At 69.2% G+C, this 17,838-nt stretch carries 15 protein-coding genes; 6 read left to right on the forward strand and 9 right to left on the reverse strand.

Annotation, left to right across the window (positions count from 1 at the left end; genetic code table 11):
• The first annotated feature begins 94 nt into the window (after nt 1-94).
• The 4 genes from CAL24_RS22985 (at nt 95) to CAL24_RS23000 (ending at nt 4,100) form a co-directional block, all read left to right on the forward strand.
• Nucleotides 95-1,468 (forward strand): MFS transporter, encoded by a 1,374-nt coding sequence (locus CAL24_RS22985; RefSeq protein WP_038853495.1) that lies wholly within the window; start codon nt 95-97, stop codon nt 1,466-1,468.
• 14 nt (nt 1,469-1,482) lie between these two features.
• Nucleotides 1,483-2,370 carry a DMT family transporter gene (locus CAL24_RS22990; protein WP_028354461.1) on the forward strand — a complete coding sequence of 296 codons (888 nt, stop codon included), beginning with the start codon at nt 1,483-1,485 and terminating at the stop codon, nt 2,368-2,370.
• Between the two features lie 162 nt (nt 2,371-2,532).
• Nucleotides 2,533-3,723: a hypothetical protein gene (locus CAL24_RS24250; RefSeq protein WP_212591754.1), complete on the forward strand. Its 1,191-nt coding sequence runs from the start codon at nt 2,533-2,535 to the stop codon at nt 3,721-3,723.
• The gene (locus CAL24_RS23000) at nt 3,696-4,100 is read left to right on the forward strand and encodes an SCO4402 family protein (protein ID WP_028354462.1); all 405 of its coding nucleotides are present in this window, start codon (nt 3,696-3,698) and stop codon (nt 4,098-4,100) included. Before CAL24_RS24250 ends, CAL24_RS23000 begins: the two co-directional genes overlap by 28 nt.
• 222 nt (nt 4,101-4,322) lie before the next feature.
• Here the strand turns inward: CAL24_RS23000 and clsB are convergent, their stop codons facing one another.
• The 7 genes from clsB to CAL24_RS23035 all read right to left on the reverse strand — a co-directional run bounded on the left by clsB (nt 4,323) and on the right by CAL24_RS23035 (nt 12,475).
• Nucleotides 4,323-5,534, reverse strand: a complete 1,212-nt coding sequence (gene clsB, locus CAL24_RS23005) for a cardiolipin synthase ClsB (protein ID WP_028354463.1) — start codon at nt 5,532-5,534, stop codon at nt 4,323-4,325.
• Nucleotides 5,531-6,391 (reverse strand): endonuclease/exonuclease/phosphatase family protein, encoded by an 861-nt coding sequence (locus CAL24_RS23010; protein ID WP_028354464.1) that lies wholly within the window; start codon nt 6,389-6,391, stop codon nt 5,531-5,533. Before CAL24_RS23010 ends, clsB begins: the two co-directional genes overlap by 4 nt.
• Nucleotides 6,392-6,496: 105 nt before the next feature.
• Nucleotides 6,497-8,284: an aspartate--tRNA ligase gene (gene aspS / locus CAL24_RS23015; protein ID WP_094808028.1), complete on the reverse strand. Its 1,788-nt coding sequence runs from the start codon at nt 8,282-8,284 to the stop codon at nt 6,497-6,499.
• Between the two features lie 39 nt (nt 8,285-8,323).
• Nucleotides 8,324-8,965, reverse strand: coding sequence for a DUF502 domain-containing protein (locus tag CAL24_RS23020; RefSeq protein WP_028354466.1), 642 nt, complete (start codon nt 8,963-8,965; stop codon nt 8,324-8,326).
• A gap of 20 nt (nt 8,966-8,985) precedes the next feature.
• The gene (locus CAL24_RS23025; protein WP_094808030.1) at nt 8,986-9,300 is read right to left on the reverse strand and encodes an FmdB family zinc ribbon protein; all 315 of its coding nucleotides are present in this window, start codon (nt 9,298-9,300) and stop codon (nt 8,986-8,988) included.
• A 145-nt stretch (nt 9,301-9,445) separates the two neighbouring features.
• Nucleotides 9,446-10,738 carry a putative Na+/H+ antiporter gene (locus tag CAL24_RS23030; protein WP_094808031.1) on the reverse strand — a complete coding sequence of 431 codons (1,293 nt, stop codon included), beginning with the start codon at nt 10,736-10,738 and terminating at the stop codon, nt 9,446-9,448.
• Nucleotides 10,739-10,864: 126 nt separating this feature from the next.
• Nucleotides 10,865-12,475: a GMC family oxidoreductase gene (locus CAL24_RS23035; protein ID WP_094808032.1), complete on the reverse strand. Its 1,611-nt coding sequence runs from the start codon at nt 12,473-12,475 to the stop codon at nt 10,865-10,867.
• Between the two features lie 255 nt (nt 12,476-12,730).
• Here CAL24_RS23035 and CAL24_RS23040 point away from each other — a divergent pair, with 255 nt between their 5' ends.
• Nucleotides 12,731-13,600, forward strand: a complete 870-nt coding sequence (locus CAL24_RS23040) for an SAM-dependent methyltransferase (RefSeq protein WP_051439414.1) — start codon at nt 12,731-12,733, stop codon at nt 13,598-13,600.
• Entirely contained in the window at nt 13,597-14,946 is a 1,350-nt protein-coding gene (locus CAL24_RS23045; protein WP_094808033.1) for an APC family permease, read from the forward strand. The genes CAL24_RS23040 and CAL24_RS23045 overlap by 4 nt, the downstream gene beginning before the upstream one ends.
• Before the next feature lie 60 nt (nt 14,947-15,006).
• Here CAL24_RS23045 and CAL24_RS23050 read toward each other — a convergent pair whose 3' ends face one another.
• Nucleotides 15,007-15,900 carry a DUF6999 family protein gene (locus CAL24_RS23050; protein ID WP_094808034.1) on the reverse strand — a complete coding sequence of 298 codons (894 nt, stop codon included), beginning with the start codon at nt 15,898-15,900 and terminating at the stop codon, nt 15,007-15,009.
• Nucleotides 15,897-17,828, reverse strand: a complete 1,932-nt coding sequence (locus CAL24_RS23055; RefSeq protein ID WP_094808035.1) for a StlD/DarB family beta-ketosynthase — start codon at nt 17,826-17,828, stop codon at nt 15,897-15,899. Before CAL24_RS23055 ends, CAL24_RS23050 begins: the two co-directional genes overlap by 4 nt.
• Between the last annotated feature and the right edge of the window lie 10 nt (nt 17,829-17,838).

Consider the following 17,838-nt stretch of genomic DNA (forward strand, 5'->3'; position numbering starts at 1 on the left):
GGCTGGTGATATGCTTGGCGCCATGACGACGCCAGCCTCACCTGCGCCCGACACTCCCCCTTCCGACCCTCCCCGCTCGCGGCGCGACCTCCTGATGGCCATGGCCGGCGTCTCGGCCACCGTGGTGCTGGCCGCCTTCGACTCGACCATCGTCAGCACCACCTTGCCGCGCGTGGCGGCGGCGCTCAACGGCATGGCGCTGTACGCGTGGGTCGGCACCGGCTACCTGCTGGCCACCGCCGCCTCGATCCTGATCTTCGGCCGCCTGGGCGACCTGTTCGGCCGCAAGCCGCTGATGCTGTTGTCGGTATCGATCATCGCGCTCGGTTCGATCGCCTGTGGCCTGGCGCAATCCATGCTGCAGCTCATCGCCTTTCGCACGCTGCAGGGCATCGGCGGCGGCATGATGATCGCCACCGCTTTCGCCGCTCCCGCCGACCTGTTCCCCGACGCCAAGGAGCGCGTGCGCTGGCTGGCGCTGGTGTCGGCGGCGTTCGCCATGGCCAGCGGCATCGGGCCGCTGCTGGGCGGCGCGGCCACGCAGGCGCTGGGCTGGCGGGCCGCGTTCTTCATTTCCCCGCTGGCGGCGCTGGCGGCGCTGTTCCTGCTGGCGCGCTATTTCCCGCGCATCCGCCCGCTGCACGCGTCCCAGGGCGGCCAGCGGGTCGACTGGGTCGGCAGCATCCTGCTGGTGGTCGCGGTGGGCGCGCCGCTGGCGGCCATGGAGCTGGCCTTCGCCCCCGGCGAACACGCGCACCCCATGCTGGCGCTGGCCCTGGCCCTGGCGGGCGCGGCCGCCATCGCCCTGCTGCTGCCCTACGAACGGCGGGTGGCCTCGCCAATATTTCCGCTGCGGGTGATCGCCAGCCGCGAACCGCAGCTGCTGAACCTGGCCGGCCTGGCGGTGGGCGCGGTGATGTTCATCCTGATCTTCTACAGCCCGCTGCTGCTGCAGCACGAAATGGGCTACACCCCCAGCCAGGCGGGCCTGCTGCTGACGCCGCTGGTGGCCGCCATCCCGATCGGCAGCATCGTCAATGGCCAGCTCTTTCCCAAGCAGAGCGAGCCGCAGCGCCTGATGGTGTTCGGCGGCTGCCTGCTGGCGGCCGGCTCGCTGATGGTGCTGATGTTCGGTCCGGACACCTCCACGACCTGGATCCTGGCCGCCTTCTTCGTCAACGGCATCGCGCTGGGGTTCATGCTGCCCAACCTGACGCTGTTCATGCAGATGCTCAGCGAACGGCGCGACGTGGGCGTGGCCTCGGCACTGGTGCAGACCACGCGCGCCATCGGCAGCGCGGCGGGCACGGCGCTGGTCGGCATCGCCATCTCGCGCAGCTCGGTGCTGGACGGGGTGCGCATCGGCCTGGTGGCCTGCGCGGCGTTGGCGCTGGGCAGCGCCTACCTGGCGCATCGCGTCAAAATGAAGAACGTCCTGACCCGCGCCACCAACCGGCGCAAACACTGATCGGAACCTGATCCATGCGTCATCGCGACTTGCTGGACCTGCTGCTGCTGGCAGCGGTATGGGGCGGCTCTTTCCTGTTCATGCGGGTCGCCGTGCCCGAATTCGGCCCCGGGCCGCTCATGGAGCTGCGCGTCGGGCTGGCGGCGCTGACGCTGCTGCCGCTGGCCTTGCTGCGCGGCAAGCTGCCCGTCATTGCGCGGCACTGGAAAGCCGTGCTGGTGGTGGGCACGCTCAACTCCGCCATCCCCTTCCTGCTCTATGCGTACGCCGCGCAGTCGCTGGGCGCGGGGTTCATGTCGGTGGCCAACGCCGTCACGCCGGTATGGGGCGCCGTGATCGGCTGGCTGTGGCTGAAAGACAAGCTGCCCTGGACCCGCGCCCTGGGCCTGGCCATCGCCCTGCTCGGCATCGTGGTGCTGGTCTGGGACAAGCTCGATTTCGGCGCCGGCGGGGATGGGCCCGCCGTGCTGGCGGCGGTCTCCGCCCCGCTCTTCTACGGCATTGCCGCCAACTGGACCAAGCGCTTCCTGGGCGAAGTGGATGCCTTGTCGAACGCCACCGGCAGCATGGTGGCGGCGTCGCTGGTGCTGGCGCCGCTGGCCATCGCCGGCTGGCCCGCGCAGCCGGTATCGTGGCAGGCCTGGAGCGCCACCGTGGCGCTGGCCCTGCTGTGCACCGGCATCGCCTACATCATGTTCTTCCGCCTCATCGCCAGCGTCGGCCCCACCGGCGCGGTCAGCGTCACCTTCCTGGTGCCGGTGTTCGGCGTACTGTGGGGCGTGTGGTTCCTGGACGAAGTCGTCACCGGCCAGATCCTGGCCGGTGCCGCGGTGATCCTGGTGGGCACCGCCCTGGCGCTGGGGCTGGTGCGCTGGCCGAGGCCGCGGGCCCAGGCAAGTTGATGCTCCTGCGCGGAGACAGGCGCCGCAATGTCAAATTGAAACAAGCGAGACAAATTTTGTAGTTGCCTGATGCTCCGTGGCAAAGGTTGCTAGCATGCCGCTGCCCCGGCGCGGCACGCGCCGGGGCGCGCTGCACCGGTTCCCTCCCACAACGGCAGCCCCATGGACGTCAGATCACTCGAAAGATCGGGAAAGGTCGCCGCTCTGCGCGGTGGCGGCGAACTGTTGCTGATCGGCCCCAACCACGTCTTCGACGGCATCGCGCCGGCGCTGATCATCCGCGACGCCTCGCGCCTGCGCGCGGTGCTGTATCCGCACCTGCGCAACGACAGCTCGCTGACCAAGCTGGCCACGCTGTACCGCCAGCTGGTGTGCACCGGCTCGGTCGGCGGCCACTATTCGCCGCAGCAGACCACCGACCAGATGGTGACCCTGATGCAGTACGGGCACATCGCCGCGGTGGCGCTGCCCGACACGTCGGGCAACGACGGCACCGGCAACACACAGCCGATCAGCCCGGCCGAGAACCCGCCGGGCCCGGTCTCGCAATGGTCGCTGGCCGACCGCTTCGGCTACGTGCTGCGCCACTCGACGGAGCATATGTCGGACGCCATGGCCCGCGAAGTGCGGGACAAGCTGCTCGACCCGGGAACGCTGGCCACGATAGTCGGCGTGCTGGTGGTGTGGGCCGGCTCGCATGCGGTGGGAGTGGGTTTCGTGGCCGACGCGGCGTTGCTGGCCATCGGCTTCGCGCTGGCGGGCTGGGCCATCTTCGACGGCATCAAGTACTTGGCGCGCTTTTTCAACCTGACCATGAATGCCTCCAGCGAACTCGAGCTGAACGAGGCAGCCAGGCAGTTCGCCGAGGGCGTCACCGCCATCGGGGTGGGCGCGCTGATCGGCCTGCTGACGCGCGGCGCGAGCAGGCTGGCGCCGCGGCCGGTGGGGCGGTCGACGCCGCGGCCGGCCGCGGAAACCCCGCAAACGCCGCGGCAGGCGGCAGACACCACCGCGGCCAAAGGTCCCTCCACGCGGCCGTGGAGCCCGTCACGCACCGCGCAAGATAAAATTCCGAAGGATTGGGGGGAAGGACTGCCGAACCGCAAGGGTGCCGGTTATCGCTGGCAAGATCCGTCGAATCCCGGCAATGGCGTCCGGATCGATCAAGGCAACCCGCTCAGTACCTACCCGACCCAGCAAGTCGATCACGTGGTGGTCCGCTCCAACGGACGTGTACTGGGTCGCGATGGCCTGCCGTTGCCCGGCACCGGCAGCGTTAAAGCGAACCCGGAGTTGTCACACATCCCTCTCAGCGAATATGAAAAATGGAAGACCTGGAACACTCCGGATTGATGTATCCGAACATGCGGCAAGAACTGCTGGAATATCTGGACGGTTTGGCCGACAGGGACTACCAGCAGAAGGTATGGGTACGAGGCGAACCCTACCCCGGCGTCGAGCACGATGAACTGGACTATGCGCTGCATTTCCTGTTCGACGATACGGATTTGGCCAGCACACCAGAAAAGTCGATCGGCGTGTTCCTTTTCAACGATGATGAGGCACGCGCGGTCCATTCCGTCGCCCAGGCCCTTGACGCGCTGCTGACCCAGTATGGCGTCAACCTGAGCGATGCAGAGTATCTGGCGAAACCCGAGTGGACCCAGGTTGTCGACGCGGCCAGGCTGGCACTGCAAACGCTGAAGAAGGCGGACCCGGCTGCCACATGACAGCGCCACGGCACCCATCATGCGGAGCCGTGGCCGCGCTGGCCCGGCCGATCCCGGCTCGGCCATGTTCGGCAAGAACGGCGCGCACATCGTGCCGGCCAATCCAGTACCGTGGCGATCATGGACGCCCGACAGCTCATGAATGCCTCCCGGCTGATTGCCCGGAACCACCTGGCCGACAGTGTGAACTGACCATGGGCGAAGGCAAGCCCCGCGCCTGACTCAGTACTCCCCGGCGCGCCCCGTCAGCGCCACGCCGATGCGCAGCAAGGTGTACGACACCGCGTCCGCGCAGCGCCGCAGCCAGCCGCGGCGCTGGTAGTCGAGCGTCCGCACGAAGCGCCCGCCGTCGGCGATGGCGTCCTCCAGGCGGTGCTGGAGGTCCCAGGCGAACGGCTGGTCGTCGACCAGCACGTTGGCCTCGCGCGCCAGCAGCAGGCTGAACGGATCCAGGTTGGACGACCCCACGGTCGCCATGTTGTCGATGACCGCGACCTTGGCGTGCAGGTAGCCCGGCATGTATTCGTAGATTTCGATGCCGCCGCGCAACAGCTGGTCGTACAGGGCGCGCGTGGCGTGATACTGCATGCGGTATTCGACCTTGCCCTGCAGCAGCAGGCGTACCCGCACGCCCCTGGCGGCGGCCTGCAGCAACGCCTTGCGGAACTTGCGGCCCGGAAAGAAGTAGGCGTTGGCGATCAGGATGTCGCGCCGCGCGTGCTGGATGCCGTACAAGTAGGCGCGCTCGAAGGTCTGGCGGAAGCGCAGGTTGTCGCGCAGCACCAGGGCGGCGCGCTGGCCGTCCGCCGATTCCGCGGGCGGCGTGGGCGGCCGGCCCAGCCGCATGCGCACCCAGTCGCGCGGGTGACGGCGCAGCCGCGCCCAGTTCATGCGCACCCACAGCAAGTCCTGCGCGTGGATCGCGCGCGCCACCAGCGACCCGCGCACTTGCACCGCAAAGTCGAAACGCGGCCCCGGAATGCCGTCCACCGGATCCAGGTCGTCGAAATCGTCGACGATATTGATGCCGCCGATGAAGGCGACCTCGCCATCCACCACCGCCATCTTGCGATGCAAGCGGCGCAGGCGGCTGCGCGACGGCACCAGCCGCGCGTACCAGGGCGGTTCGGGACGATAGATGCGGCCGCGTCCGCCCGCCGCCACGATGCGGTCGACAATGCCCTGGGCCGTCTCGGCGCTGCCGAAGCCGTCGAGCACCACGCGCACCTTGACGCCGCGCCGCGCCGCCTGCTCCAGGCTGTGCAGCACGCGCCGGCCGGTGCGGTCGAGCAGGAAGATATAGGTTTCGAGATGCACGCTGGTGCGCGCGGCGTCGATGGCGCGGCACAGCGCCGGGAAAAAATCGGCGCCATTCTGCAGCAGTTCGATGGCGTTGTCGTCGGTCCAGTCCAGCTTGACGATGTCGGCCTTCACGGCAGCTCGAGCTCCGCCAGCAAGGGTGCGTGGTCGGACAGGCGGGCCCATTCGCGGCCCCGCAGGACGCGCGCGCTGCGCACGGCGAAGCCGCGCTGGTAGATGCGGTCCAGCCGGAACCAGGGAAACACCGCCGGGAAGGTGCGCGGCGGCGGCAGCGGGCAGTAGGCGCCGCCCATGCCGAGCTGGTTGCTGCGTTCGAGTATGGCCACGTTATTCGGCACGCCGCGCAGCGCGTTGCCCAGGCGCCTGACCGAGTCGCGCAGGCGCGGCAGCTCGCCCCCGTGGGTGCGCGGGGCATGCGAGAACACTTCGTACAGCCCCAGTTGCTGCACGAACAGCGGCGCCAGGCGGTCGCCCCAGTCGTTGAAGTCGCCCGCGACCAGGATGGGGTCGCCTTCCGGGACCATGCGGGCGATGCGTTCGGTCAGGGCGGAGATCTGCCGGCTGCGGCTGCCGGCGAACAGGCCGAGGTGCACCACGAAACAATGCACGTCGCGGCCGTCCACGTGGATGCGCGCGTGCAAGAGGCCGCGCTGCTCCAGGCGGTGGTCGGAGATGTCCTGGTTCTCGTGTTCGAGGATGGTGTAGCGCGACAGCAGCGCATTGCCGTGGTCGGTGCGGTTGCGGATGGCGTTGCAGCCATAGGCCACGTCGAGCCGCAGCGCGGCGGCCAGCGACTCGTGCTGGGCGTCGAGGATCGACTGGTGCTCGTTGCGGCCCTGCACTTCCTGCAGGAAGACCAGGTCGGGACGCAGGCCGTACAAGCCAAGCCGCAGGTCGTTCAGCGATTCGCGCCGGCCCAGTGAGGAGCGGCCCTTGTGGATGTTGTAGCTGACTACGCGGATAAGCGACATAAACCGAATGGCGCCCTTTCAGTGCGGAGGCGGCGGCGCGGGCCGCGCGCCCCGGGAAGCGGACCGGCGCCGCCCGTGCGGCGGCGCCCGGCGTCTGCTATTACTTTACTTCACTTCCACATTGCGCAGGCGGATGTGCAGCTCGCGCAATTGCTTCTCGTCGACCTCGGACGGCGCCTGCGTCAACAGGCACTGCGCGCGCTGGGTCTTGGGGAAGGCGATGACGTCGCGGATCGATTCGGCGCCGGTCATCATGGTGACGATGCGGTCCAGGCCGAAGGCGATGCCGCCATGCGGGGGCGCGCCATATTGCAGCGCGTCGAGCAGGAAACCGAATTTCTCGCGGGCTTCCTCGGGGCCGATCTTGAGGGCGCGGAACACCTTGCTCTGCACTTCCTCGCGATGGATACGCACCGAGCCGCCGCCGATTTCCCAGCCGTTGAGCACCATGTCGTAGGCCTTGGCGTAGGCCTTGCTGGGATCGGATTCGAGGAAATCCTCGTGGCCGTCCTTGGGGCTGGTGAAGGGATGGTGCGCGGCGGTGTAGCGGCCGTCTTCCTCGTCGTACTCGAACATGGGGAAGTCCACCACCCACAGCGGCTTCCAGCCGTCGGAAGCCAGGCCGGCCTTCTTGCCGAACTCGCTGTGGCCGATCTTGACGCGCAGCGCGCCGATCGCGTCGTTGACCACCTTGGCGCGGTCGGCGCCGAAGAAGATGATGTCGCCGTCCTGCGCGCCGCTGCGCTTGAGCAGTTCGGCCAGCGCGGCATCGTGCAGGTTCTTGACGATGGGCGATTGCAGGCCCTCGCGGCCCTTGGCGGCCTCGTTGACCTTGATGTAGGCCAGGCCCTTGGCGCCGTAGATGCCCACGAACTGCGTGTAGGCGTCGATCTCGCTGCGCGACAGCTCGGCGCCGCCGGGCACGCGCAGGGCCACGACACGGCTGCCCGGCGCCGTGGCGGCGGCCGCGAACACCTTGAAGTCGACATCGCGCATGACGTCGGTGACGTCGGTGAATTCCAGGTTGACGCGCAGGTCGGGCTTGTCGGAGCCGTAGCGCTGCATGGCCTCGGTCCAGGACATGATGGGGAACGGCGACGGCAGTTCGACGCCCTGCACCGTCTTGAAGACGTGGCGGATCATGTCTTCGAAGATCTGGCGGATCTCGACCTCGTTCAGGAACGAGGTCTCGCAGTCGATCTGGGTGAATTCCGGCTGGCGATCGGCGCGCAGGTCTTCGTCGCGGAAGCACTTGGTGATCTGGTAGTAGCGGTCGAAGCCCGAGACCATCAGCATCTGCTTGAACAGCTGCGGCGACTGGGGCAGCGCGAAGAAGTGCCCGGCGTTCACGCGCGAAGGCACCAGGTAGTCGCGCGCGCCTTCCGGCGTGCTCTTGGTGAGCATGGGGGTCTCGATGTCGATGAAGCCCAGCTGGTCGAGGAACTTGCGCACCTCGATCGAGACGCGATAGCGCAGCATCAGGTTGCGCTGCATCTGCGGGCGGCGCAGGTCCAGCACGCGGTGCGTCAGGCGGGTGGTTTCCGACAGGTTGTCATCGTCGAGCTGGAACGGCGGCGTGATCGAGGCGTTGAGGATCTCGACTTCCTTGCACAGCACCTCGACTTCGCCCGAGGCCAGCTCCGGGTTGGCCGTGCCTTCCGGACGCAGGCGCACCAGGCCGGTGACGCGGATGCAGAACTCGTTGCGCAGGCGTTCGGCGGTGGCGAAGGCGGCATTGTCCGGATCGAACACGATCTGCGCCAGGCCGGCGCGATCGCGCAGGTCGATGAAGATGACCCCGCCGTGGTCGCGGCGGCGGTTCACCCAGCCGTACAAGGTGACAGTCTGGCCGAGATGATCGCGGCAAACCTCGCCGGTGTAGCAGGTACGCATTGCGGGATGACTCCTAGGTGCTGTGTTCAGCGTAAAAGGTTACGAATCGGCGGAAGGGGCCGCCGGGATGGGGGCGGCTGCCGGGGCCGGTTGGGCCGGCGGCGCCACGACGCCCATGGAAACGATGTACTTCAGCGCGGCATCCACGCTCATCTGCAGCTCGATGACGTGGTCGCGCGGCATCATCAGGAAAAACCCCGAGGTGGGGTTCGGCGTGGTGGGCACGTACACGCTGACGTGGTCGCCGGGCAGGTAGCCGGCCACTTCGCCGCCGGGCGTGCCGGTCAGGAAGGCGATGGTCCACGAGCCGGCGCGCGGATACTGCACCAGCACCGCCTGGCGGAACGCCTGGCCGTTGGGCGCCAGCACCGTATCGCTGACCTGCTTGACCGAATTGTAGATGGAACGCACCAGCGGGATGCGGCCCAGCAGGGCCTCCCATTGCTCCAGCAGGGTGCGGCCCAGCAGGTTGGCGGCGAACACGCCCGTCAGCAGCACCACCACGATCACCAGCGCGAACCGGAAACCGGGGATATCGATGCCCATCAGGGATTGCGACGACAAGAAGCTGGGCACGAAGCCCTCCAGGGTGGCGACCAGCAGGCCCAGCACCCAGACGGTGATGACCAGGGGAACCCAGATCAGCAGCCCGGTGATGAAGTACTTCTTGATGACGCGCATGCCCATCGGCCTGTGGCGTATCAGGCCGAGGCCGCGGGCGCCGGCGTGGACGCGGCCGGCGCGGCGCTGTCGCTCTTGGCGGGAGCGTCGGCCTTGGCGGCCCCGCTGTCGGCCGTGGCGCCGCCCGACTTGGCCGCGCCCTGGCCGCCCGAGCCATTGCGAAAATCAGTGACGTACCAACCGGAGCCCTTGAGCTGGAAGCCGGCGGCCGTGACCTGCTTGGCAAAGGTGTCCTGGCCGCATTCGGGGCAGACCGACAGCGGCGCATCGGAGAACTTCTGCAGCACGTCCTTGGCATGGCCGCAGGCGCTGCATTTGTAGGCGTAGATAGGCATGGTGGGGGTTTCCAGGCGCACCGGCGCATCAAAAACCGCCATTTCACCACCCGCGACAAGCGGGCAGCGGCCAGGCGGCGCCGGATCAATACGGGAAAGTGTTGAATTTTAGCGGTTTTTCCCGGCGGGGCTGCACCCCGCCGCCCTAGCGTCCCAGCGGCAGCAGGAACATGCCGGCCGCCACCAGGGTAGGCAGCAGGGCCGACAGGAACAGCCGGCCCGCCGAAATGGCCTCGTTGGGGAAATACGGCCGCAGAATCGCATAGCCGGCGGGGTTGGGCGCGTTGGCGATGACGGTGAGGCCGCCGCCCGTGACCGCGCCGGCCACCAGCATGTAGCGCCACAGGTCGCTGGTGCCTTCCACCAGCGACCCCAGGTAGGTCAGCGCCGCGTTGTCGGTAATGGCGGTCAGGGCGGCGGCGCCCCAGAACAGCACGGTGGGCTCCAGCCCGCCCAGCAGGTCCTGCAGCCACCACTTCTGCAGCCCGCCCAGCACCACCAGGCCCGCCAGGAAGAAGCCCACCATCAGGCCTTCGCGGATCAGCAGACGGTCCTGGTGGCGGCGGTAGGCGTGCGAAAAGCCGATGAACATCATCATCAGGCCGAGGAACACGGCCGGGTGGTGCGCGGTCAGCACCACGCCCACCAGGAACACCAGGTGGATCGCCATCACGGCCAGCGGCACGGGCGGGCGCCGGGCCGGCTCGTCGTCGGACGCGTTGACGCCGCTGCCGGTGCCGATGCTGTGGCTGGTCAGGGCGTCGCGGCAGATCCAGGTGAGGATGGCGGCATTGAGCAGCACGGCGATGGCGGCGCGCCAGCCGAAGTGCGTGGCCATGAAGGCCGAGTCCCAGCCGAAGGTGGAAGCCACCATCAGCACCGGCGGCGCCGCGTAGGCCGTCAGCACGCCGCCGATCGACACGTTGACGAACAGCACGCCCAGCGCCAGGTACTTGAAGCGCGTATGGCCGGCCGCCCGGAAGTAGCCGTCGCGCAGCAGGATGGCCGCCAGCGTCATGGCGGCCGGCTCGGTGATGAACGACCCGCCCAGCGGCACCACCGACATCACCACGAAAAAGGTGGCGACCTCGCGCGGCAGCGGCAGCAGGCGCGCCAGGGCGCGCACCACCAGGCCGACGAGCTCCAGGATGGGCCGGCTGGCGGCCACCACCATGATCACGAACACGAACAGCGGCTCGGTGAAATTGCGCGTGTCCATGTACTGGATGGCGGCGTCGCTGCCGCGCAGCAGCGCCATGCAGACAAGCAGCACGAAGGCCCAGACGCCGAACACGGCCTCGACTTCCGACAACAGGTGCCAACACCCCGCATGCGGCCCATTGCGGTGCGCCAGCCGCGCAAAAACGGGAACCGAGAACGTATGGATAACCGCCACCGCGAACAAGACGGTGGCGACGATTTCGATGACGTCAGGCATGAGAGGACAACCCAGGAACAAGCGAGCGGCAGGCTGCGAGGCCGGCGCTGCCGCGTGTGACGGAAAACTGTCGGACTATACCGCAGCGGCCCGGCACGGGCCGCGCGGGCGGGACGACGCGCCGGCTCATCGCAGCATGTGCGCGCCTTTCTCGGCGATCATGACGGTGGGCGAATTGGTATTGCCCGAAGTGATGGTGGGCATGATGGACGCATCGATCACCCGCAACCCTTGCAGGCCGTGCACGCGCAATTCCGGATCCACCACGGCCAGGGCGTCCACGCCCATCTTGCAGGTGCCCACCGGGTGGAAGATGGTGGTGCCGATATCGCCGGCCGCGCGCGCCAGGTCCGCGTCGGTCTCGATGGCGCTGCCCGGCCTGTATTCCTCCGGGGCATAGCGCGCCAGTGCCTGCTGCGCCACGATCCGGCGCGTCAGGCGGATGCTCTCGGCCGCCACGCGGCGGTCGGCCTCGGTGGCCAGGTAGTTGCAGAGGATCTCCGGATGCTCGCCGGCGTCCGGGCTGGTGATGCGCACATGGCCCCGGCTGGTGGGCCGCAGGTTGCAGACCGAGGCGGTGAAGGCCGGGAAGGCGTGCAGCGGGTCGCCGAACTTTTCCAGCGACAGCGGTTGCACGTGATATTCCACATTGGCGCGCTCGTGCTCGGGCCCCGAGCGGGCGAACGCGCCCAGTTGGGAAGGCGCCATGCTGAGCGGGCCGCGCCGCCACAAGGCGTACTGCGCCCCCATCAACGCCTTGCCCCACAGCGTGCCGGCAATCGCGTTCAAGGTCTTGGCGCCGGTCACGCGGTAGACCAGGCGCAATTGCAGGTGGTCCTGCAGGTTCTCGCCCACGCCGGGCAGGTCGTGCACCACCGGCACCCCGCGCGCCTGCAGCAGCGCGGCCGGCCCCACGCCGGACACCTGCAGCAGTTGCGGCGAACCGATGGCGCCGGCGGCCAGGATGACTTCGGCGCGCGCGCGGGCAATCTGCTCGCTGCCGTCGTCCAGCCGGAACGCCACGCCCTCGGCGCGGCGGTTCTGGAACACGACGCGCGAGACGCGCGCGCCGGTCATGATACGCAGGTTGGGCCGCCCGGCGGCGGGCTTCAGGAAGGCGCTGGCGGCACTCCAGCGCACGCCGCGGCGCTGGTTGACCTCGAAGTAGTCGCAGCCCTCGTTGTCGCCCTGGTTGAAGTCGGTCACCGAAGGGATGCCGGCCTGCGCGGCGGCAGCGCGGAAGGCGTCGAGCAGGTCCCAGGACAGGCGCTGGCGCTCGACCCGCCATTCGCCGCCCGCGCCATGGAAATCATTGGCGCCGCCGTGATGGTCCTCGCTGCGCTTGAAGAACGGCAGCACCTCGTCCCAGCTCCAGCCGGGGTTGCCCAGCGCCGCCCAGCCGTCGTAGTCGGCGCGCTGGCCGCGCATGTAGATCATGCCGTTGATCGACGAGCTGCCGCCCAGCACGCGGCCGCGCGGATACCCCAGGCTGCGCCCGTTCAGGCCCGGGTCGGGGTGGGTGCGGTAGCACCAGTCGGTGCGCGGGTTGCCGATGCAATACAGGTAGCCGACCGGGATATGGATCCAGTGCCAATTGTCGCGGCCGCCGGCTTCCAGCAGCAGGACGCGCTTGTCCGCGTCGGCCGACAGGCGGTTGGCCAGCAGGCAGCCGGCCGAGCCGGCCCCCACGACGATGTAGTCGAACACCAGATCGGTACTGGCGGAAGCGGCGGCCATGGAACTCGTCTCCTTTCTTTTATTAGATAAGGAAGGACCGGCTCTGCGGGCCGGTCGCTGGTGCTGCGTTGTAGAACACAACCGTGCCCCTGGCTACCCGGACACGCCCTAATGTCGCGGCGCAGCGCGGCTGAGACGAGAGGTAACAGGGGTTGAAAGATCCGAGCGTAGCACTGATGATTTGTTCAGCTCATTGTCAGCAACGTGCCGCAGCCCCGGTGTTGCCGGGCCGGTGGCACCCCACCGGAGATCCACATGCCGTCCAATCCGCCCGCCGCGGTACCGTACCGGGCCGCCCGTCGCCACACTCTCGCCGCATTGGCCGGCTCGGCCGTGCTGGCCGCCGCGCCCGTCCTGGCCGCCACCCCCGCCTGGGCACAGGGCGAGCGGGTGCAGCTGGACGTGCCGTTCGTGCCCACGCCCGAGCACGCCGTGGCCAAGATGCTGGAAATGGCCGACGTGGGGCCGCAGGACACGGTCATCGACCTCGGCTCGGGCGATGGCCGGATCGCCATCGCCGCGGTGCGCGACCGCAATGCCCGGCAGGCGACCGGCATCGACATCGACCCCGAGCGCATCGCCGAAGCGCGCGCCAATGCCCGCAAGGCCGGGGTGGAGGACCGGGTGCGGTTCGTGCAGCAGGACCTGTTCAAGACCGACATCTCCAAGGCCACGGTCCTGACGATGTACCTGCTGCCGGACGTCAACCTGAAGCTGCGCCCGCGCATTCTCAGCACCCTGGCGCCGGGCACGCGGGTCGTGTCGCACGCCTTCACCATGGACGACTGGGACAGCGACCGCTACGAAAGCGTCGAGGGCCGTTCGCTGTACCTGTGGATCGTGCCGGCGCGGGTGGCCGGCACCTGGCGGATCGAGCATCCGCGCGGCCCGATCACGCTGCAGGTGCAGCAGCATTTCCAGAAGATCACCGCCACGGCCCGGCGCGGGGACGCGCCGCTGGGGGTGACGGCGGCCGCGCTGCGCGGCGACCGCCTGCGACTGGTGCTGGACGACGGCGGCCAGCCGATGGAATTCCTCGGCAAGGTCGACGGCGCGACCATGGTCGCGCTGGCCGAGCCCGGCAGCGAACAAGGCTGGCGGGCCAGCCGCCAGTCGCAGCAATGAGCCCGCCCGTGAAGGCGGCCGCCCCGCATGCCGGGCTGTCGGTGCTGGATGCGGTCGCGGTGCTGGTCGGCGTGGTGATCGGCATCGGCATCTTCGGCTTCCCGCCGCTGGTCGCGCAGCATTCCAGTTCGCCCATGATGTACATCGCGCTGTGGCTGGCCGGCGGCGGCGTAATGCTGCTGGGCGCGCTGTGCTACGCCGAGCTGGGGTCCGCCTACCCCGACTCCGGCGGCGAATACCGCTACCTGAGCCTGGCCTGGGGCGCGCGCACGGGCCTGATGTTCGCCTGGGCGCGCTGCACGGTCATCCAGACCGGCGCGATCGCGGCGGTGGCGTTCATCTATGGCGACTACGCGCAGCAGCTGCTGGACCTGGGACGCTATGGCGCGGCCCTGCACGCGGCGCTGGCCGTGGTGGCGCTGACCGCCCTGAACATCGCCGGCACGCAACCGACCAAGCGGCTGCAGCTCGTCTTCACCGCGCTGACCGTGACGGCGCTGGCGGCAATGGTGGTGGCCGGCATGCTGGCCGGCGACGCGCCGGCCCGGGCGCTGGGCGCCGCCGCCCCGCCGGCGCCGGGCGGCGTGTTCGGGTTGGTGGGCATGGGCATGGTCTATGTGCTGCTGACCTACGGCGGCTGGAACGAATCCGCCTATCTGTCCGGCGAACTGCGCGACCCGGCCCGCAACATGAGCCGGGTGCTGTTGATCGGCACGGCCGTGGTCACGGGGATCTACTTGCTGACCAACCTGGCGCTGCTGGAGATCTTCGGCCTGGACGGGCTGCGCCAGGCCAGCGCGGTGGGCGCCGACGTCATGCGCATCGCCGCCGGCCCGTATGCCGCGATCCTGCTCAGCCTGCTGGTGTGCTGCACGGCGCTGAGCACCATCAACGGCACCATCATGACCGGCGCGCGCGTCTATGTGGCCCTGGGCGACGACATCCCCGCGCTGCGCCGCCTGGGCGGCTGGTCGGCGCGCGGCCAGGCGCCCTCGGCCGCGCTGCTGGCGCAGGGAGCCATCACGCTGGCGCTGGTGGGCTTCGGCGCCCTGGCGGAGAACGGCGTGCAGGCCATGGTGGCCTATACCGCGCCGGTATTCTGGTTTTTCATGCTGCTGGTGGCGGCCTCGGTGTGGCGGCTGCGGCGCCTCGATCCGCACCGGCCGCGGCCGTTCAGCGTGCCGCTGTATCCGCTCACGCCCCTGCTGTTCGCGCTGAGTTGCGCCGGCCTGGTGTGGTCGAGCGCGCGCTATGCCGGCCTGGGGGCGCTGCTGGGCATCGTGGTGCTGGCGGCCGGCCTGCCGCTGCTGCGCATGGCGCGGCCGCGGCCGTCCACGGCGTCTTGACGCGGCGGGCCCGGCCGCCGCGCGTGGCGCGGGCGGGCGCGCCCGCCCAGACTGCTGGCGCTATGCCGGGCCGGCCGCGGGCGCCTCGGACTCCGCTTTCATCTGCATCAGCAGGCTGTGCAGCATTTCGGTCGACAGGCCATGCAGCACCAGGCGGTAGCCGGCCCGCAGGGTCGACATGGGCACCAGCGGGTGCTTGTTGTTGACCAGTATCAGGTGCTGCGGCGCGCCCAGGATCTGCGCGGCATAGATGCCGACCGTCTCGTCGAGCTGCAGCGAGTTGGCGGCGCGCCAGAAGTCGTTGTCGGTCAGCATCAGCTGGTACAGAGGCGTGAACAGCTCGATGGCGCTCTGCAGGTCGAGGAAATTGCGGCGCCGCCGCGGCATGTCCTCGAGCCGCAACCCGGGGTCGCGCAACATGGAGAAATCCACCCGCGGCGGCGCCTGCATGTACGTGCCGGCCTCGCGCTGCGCGCGGTTCAGGCGGATCACGAAATTGAACAGGTTGAGATCGTGCTTGACGAACATTTCGTCTTTCAGGTCGGCGATGCGCGCAGGCTCCAGCGGCGTGGTGGCCACCGGCACGGGGGCGTTGCGGCCGATGAACGCCAGGATCTGCGAACCCAGGTGGAAGTGGCGCAGGATCAGCCAGTTGGCCTCGGGCGAGACGAAGTGCTCCAGCCCCCAGGCCAGGATGCGGTGCAGCAGCTTCGAGTGCGACCAGCGGCGCGGCAGGAACGTCTTGATCACCTGGATCAGGATGATGAATGCGCGCGCCAGCGGCCGCAGGAAAGGCAGCAGGTACTGCCGCGAGCCGCTGCTGGAGTCGGCCAGCCAGGCCTCTTTCACGTCATCGGGCAGCGGCGTGCTGCGATCCAGGTACAGGGCCAGCCACGGGCTGGGGTCGGCGGGATCGTGTTCGCGGGTCAGGAACTCGGGCGGGCGGGACGTCATGCGGGGTCGGCCTCCATCACGTGATGGAACTGCATCAGGTAGAGCGCGGCGGTGCGGCGGGCGGTATCGACGATGCGGCGCTCGGCCTGGCCGTGCTCGTCCATGTCCAGCGCCAGTTCCACCGCCATCAGCCAGCGCGCCAGGTGGTTTTCGTCATTGTGGCCGTGATATTCGAGGAAGCGGAAACGATCCGGCGGCAGGTCCAGGCTGGCCTTGAGCAACGGCAGCAAGGCCGGCACGATGCGCTGGCCGGTGCCTTCGATGATGTAGATGGCGCCCAGCAGGCCGACCGGGTCGCGCGTGGCGGCCAGCGCGTGCAGATAGGCATCGAGCGCCTCGCCGCCCGGATTGCGGCGCAACGCGTCGATATCGGCCACCGCGCCGCCGGCCTTGCGGTAGTCCTGGAACAGGATCTGGAAGTCGTCCTGCTCTTCGCCGGCGTGCACGCCGATCAGCTCGGCCAGCGGCCGGTAGGCCTCGCTGAGCGAGGCCGCGCCTTCGCGCATCCACTTGCTGCCCTCGCGCACCTGCGGGATCCAGTGCGCCATCCAGTTCAGATAGTCGTCCGGGGTGAAGCGGCGTTCGCGCAGCTTGCGCACCACCGGCGTGCGCCACACGCGCGAGCGGTAGTCGTGCCAGATCGAGGCCAGCTCGGTCAGCAGCGGGCCCAGGCCTTGCGGCGCGACAGCGGGATCGTGCGGCGGCGCGATGGCGGCGGCGTCGTCGGACAGCGTGGCGGCGGGCATGGCCGCGGCAGAGGCCGGCGCCGCCGCCGGGACGCGCGCGGCGGCATCGGCGGCCTCGGCCTCGAACAGCATGTAGGCCGTCATGAAGCGGCCCGATTCGGGGATGTAGCAGAACACCTGCTGGCCCGGCTCGAGCGCGCGGGTTTCCAGGAACTCGGCCAGCATGATCAGGATCGACGCCGCGCCCGTGTTGCCGCGCCACGCCAGGTTGCTGAACCAGCGCTCGCGCGCGATGGCCAGCCCGGCCTTGTCCATCAGGTCCTCGACCACGGGGATGAATTTCTCGGACGAGTAATGGCACAGGAAATGGTCGACGCGGCCGGGGTCGACCCAGCCATCGCGCACCAGGCCGGCGTACTCATGCACGCCGATATCGAACAGGTGCGGCAGCAGGCGGATGTCCTGGCGCAGCGCCAGCGCACCGGCGGCTTCGGCCTCGCCCCAGGACGGGTAGTCCAGGTGGCCCCGGCCGCCGCCGGCCGGCAGGCCCAGCTGCATGCACACCGGATAGTCGCCCGAGAACGAACGCTGGTGGATCCACTTCAGCCGCAGCCGCACGCCGGTGGACGCGCCCGGAACCGGCGCGCCGCGCTGGCCCAGCAACAGCGCGCCGGCGCCGTCCGACAGCATCCAGCGCAGGAAATGCGCGTCGAAGTCGGCGTCGTAGCCGCGCGCCGCGAAACGCGAGCGCTTGAACAGGCGCGACGGCATTTCGCTGGCCACCGCCAGCGCATGGCGATGCGCGCCCAGCTCGATGCCTTGCGCCGCCGCCTGGACGGCCGATACGCCGGCCGCGCAGATGCCGTGCACCGACAGGGTTTCCATGGGCGGAGCCGCCAGCTCGCCCTGGATCATGTTGGCGAAGCCCGGCATCAAGGCGTCGCCGCCCGACGAACCGCAGGCCAGCAGCGAGACGTCGGCCAGGCCGCGATCCTGCCGGCGCAGGCAGTCGCGTATGGCGCCGGCGGCCTGCGCCGCGTTGGTCCAGCGCGTGTTGCCGTCCGCGTCGATGGCGTAGTAGCGCTGCTTGATGCCGTTCTCGGCCAGGATGCGCTGCTTGATGCGGCCGGACAGGCGGTTCAGGGGCGCGATGTAGCGGTCCATGTCCTCGTTGGCCACGGGCTCGCCCGGCATGAAATAGCCGGCGCTTTCCAGGTAGACACGGTCAAAGGCAACAGGCATGGAAGAACGG

The organism is Bordetella genomosp. 2 (assembly GCF_002261345.1).
Taxonomy (GTDB): Bacteria; Pseudomonadota; Gammaproteobacteria; order Burkholderiales; family Burkholderiaceae_B; genus Bordetella_A.

What these genes read in the sequence shown, in the direction of transcription:
- CAL24_RS22985 (WP_038853495.1), top strand. Translation starts at nt 95, where the DNA reads ATGGCCATGGCCGGCGTCTCGGCCACCGTGGTGCTGGCCGCCTTCGAC.
- CAL24_RS22990 (WP_028354461.1), top strand. Translation starts at nt 1,483, where the DNA reads ATGCGTCATCGCGACTTGCTGGACCTGCTGCTGCTGGCAGCGGTATGG.
- CAL24_RS24250 (WP_212591754.1), top strand. Translation starts at nt 2,533, where the DNA reads ATGGACGTCAGATCACTCGAAAGATCGGGAAAGGTCGCCGCTCTGCGC.
- CAL24_RS23000 (WP_028354462.1), top strand. Translation starts at nt 3,696, where the DNA reads ATGGAAGACCTGGAACACTCCGGATTGATGTATCCGAACATGCGGCAA.
- CAL24_RS23010 (WP_028354464.1), bottom strand. Translation starts at nt 6,391, where the DNA reads ATGTCGCTTATCCGCGTAGTCAGCTACAACATCCACAAGGGCCGCTCC.
- aspS (WP_094808028.1), bottom strand. Translation starts at nt 8,284, where the DNA reads ATGCGTACCTGCTACACCGGCGAGGTTTGCCGCGATCATCTCGGCCAG.
- CAL24_RS23020 (WP_028354466.1), bottom strand. Translation starts at nt 8,965, where the DNA reads ATGCGCGTCATCAAGAAGTACTTCATCACCGGGCTGCTGATCTGGGTT.
- CAL24_RS23025 (WP_094808030.1), bottom strand. Translation starts at nt 9,300, where the DNA reads ATGCCTATCTACGCCTACAAATGCAGCGCCTGCGGCCATGCCAAGGAC.
- CAL24_RS23030 (WP_094808031.1), bottom strand. Translation starts at nt 10,738, where the DNA reads ATGCCTGACGTCATCGAAATCGTCGCCACCGTCTTGTTCGCGGTGGCG.
- CAL24_RS23035 (WP_094808032.1), bottom strand. Translation starts at nt 12,475, where the DNA reads ATGGCCGCCGCTTCCGCCAGTACCGATCTGGTGTTCGACTACATCGTC.
- CAL24_RS23040 (WP_051439414.1), top strand. Translation starts at nt 12,731, where the DNA reads ATGCCGTCCAATCCGCCCGCCGCGGTACCGTACCGGGCCGCCCGTCGC.
- CAL24_RS23045 (WP_094808033.1), top strand. Translation starts at nt 13,597, where the DNA reads ATGAGCCCGCCCGTGAAGGCGGCCGCCCCGCATGCCGGGCTGTCGGTG.
- CAL24_RS23050 (WP_094808034.1), bottom strand. Translation starts at nt 15,900, where the DNA reads ATGACGTCCCGCCCGCCCGAGTTCCTGACCCGCGAACACGATCCCGCC.
- CAL24_RS23055 (WP_094808035.1), bottom strand. Translation starts at nt 17,828, where the DNA reads ATGCCTGTTGCCTTTGACCGTGTCTACCTGGAAAGCGCCGGCTATTTC.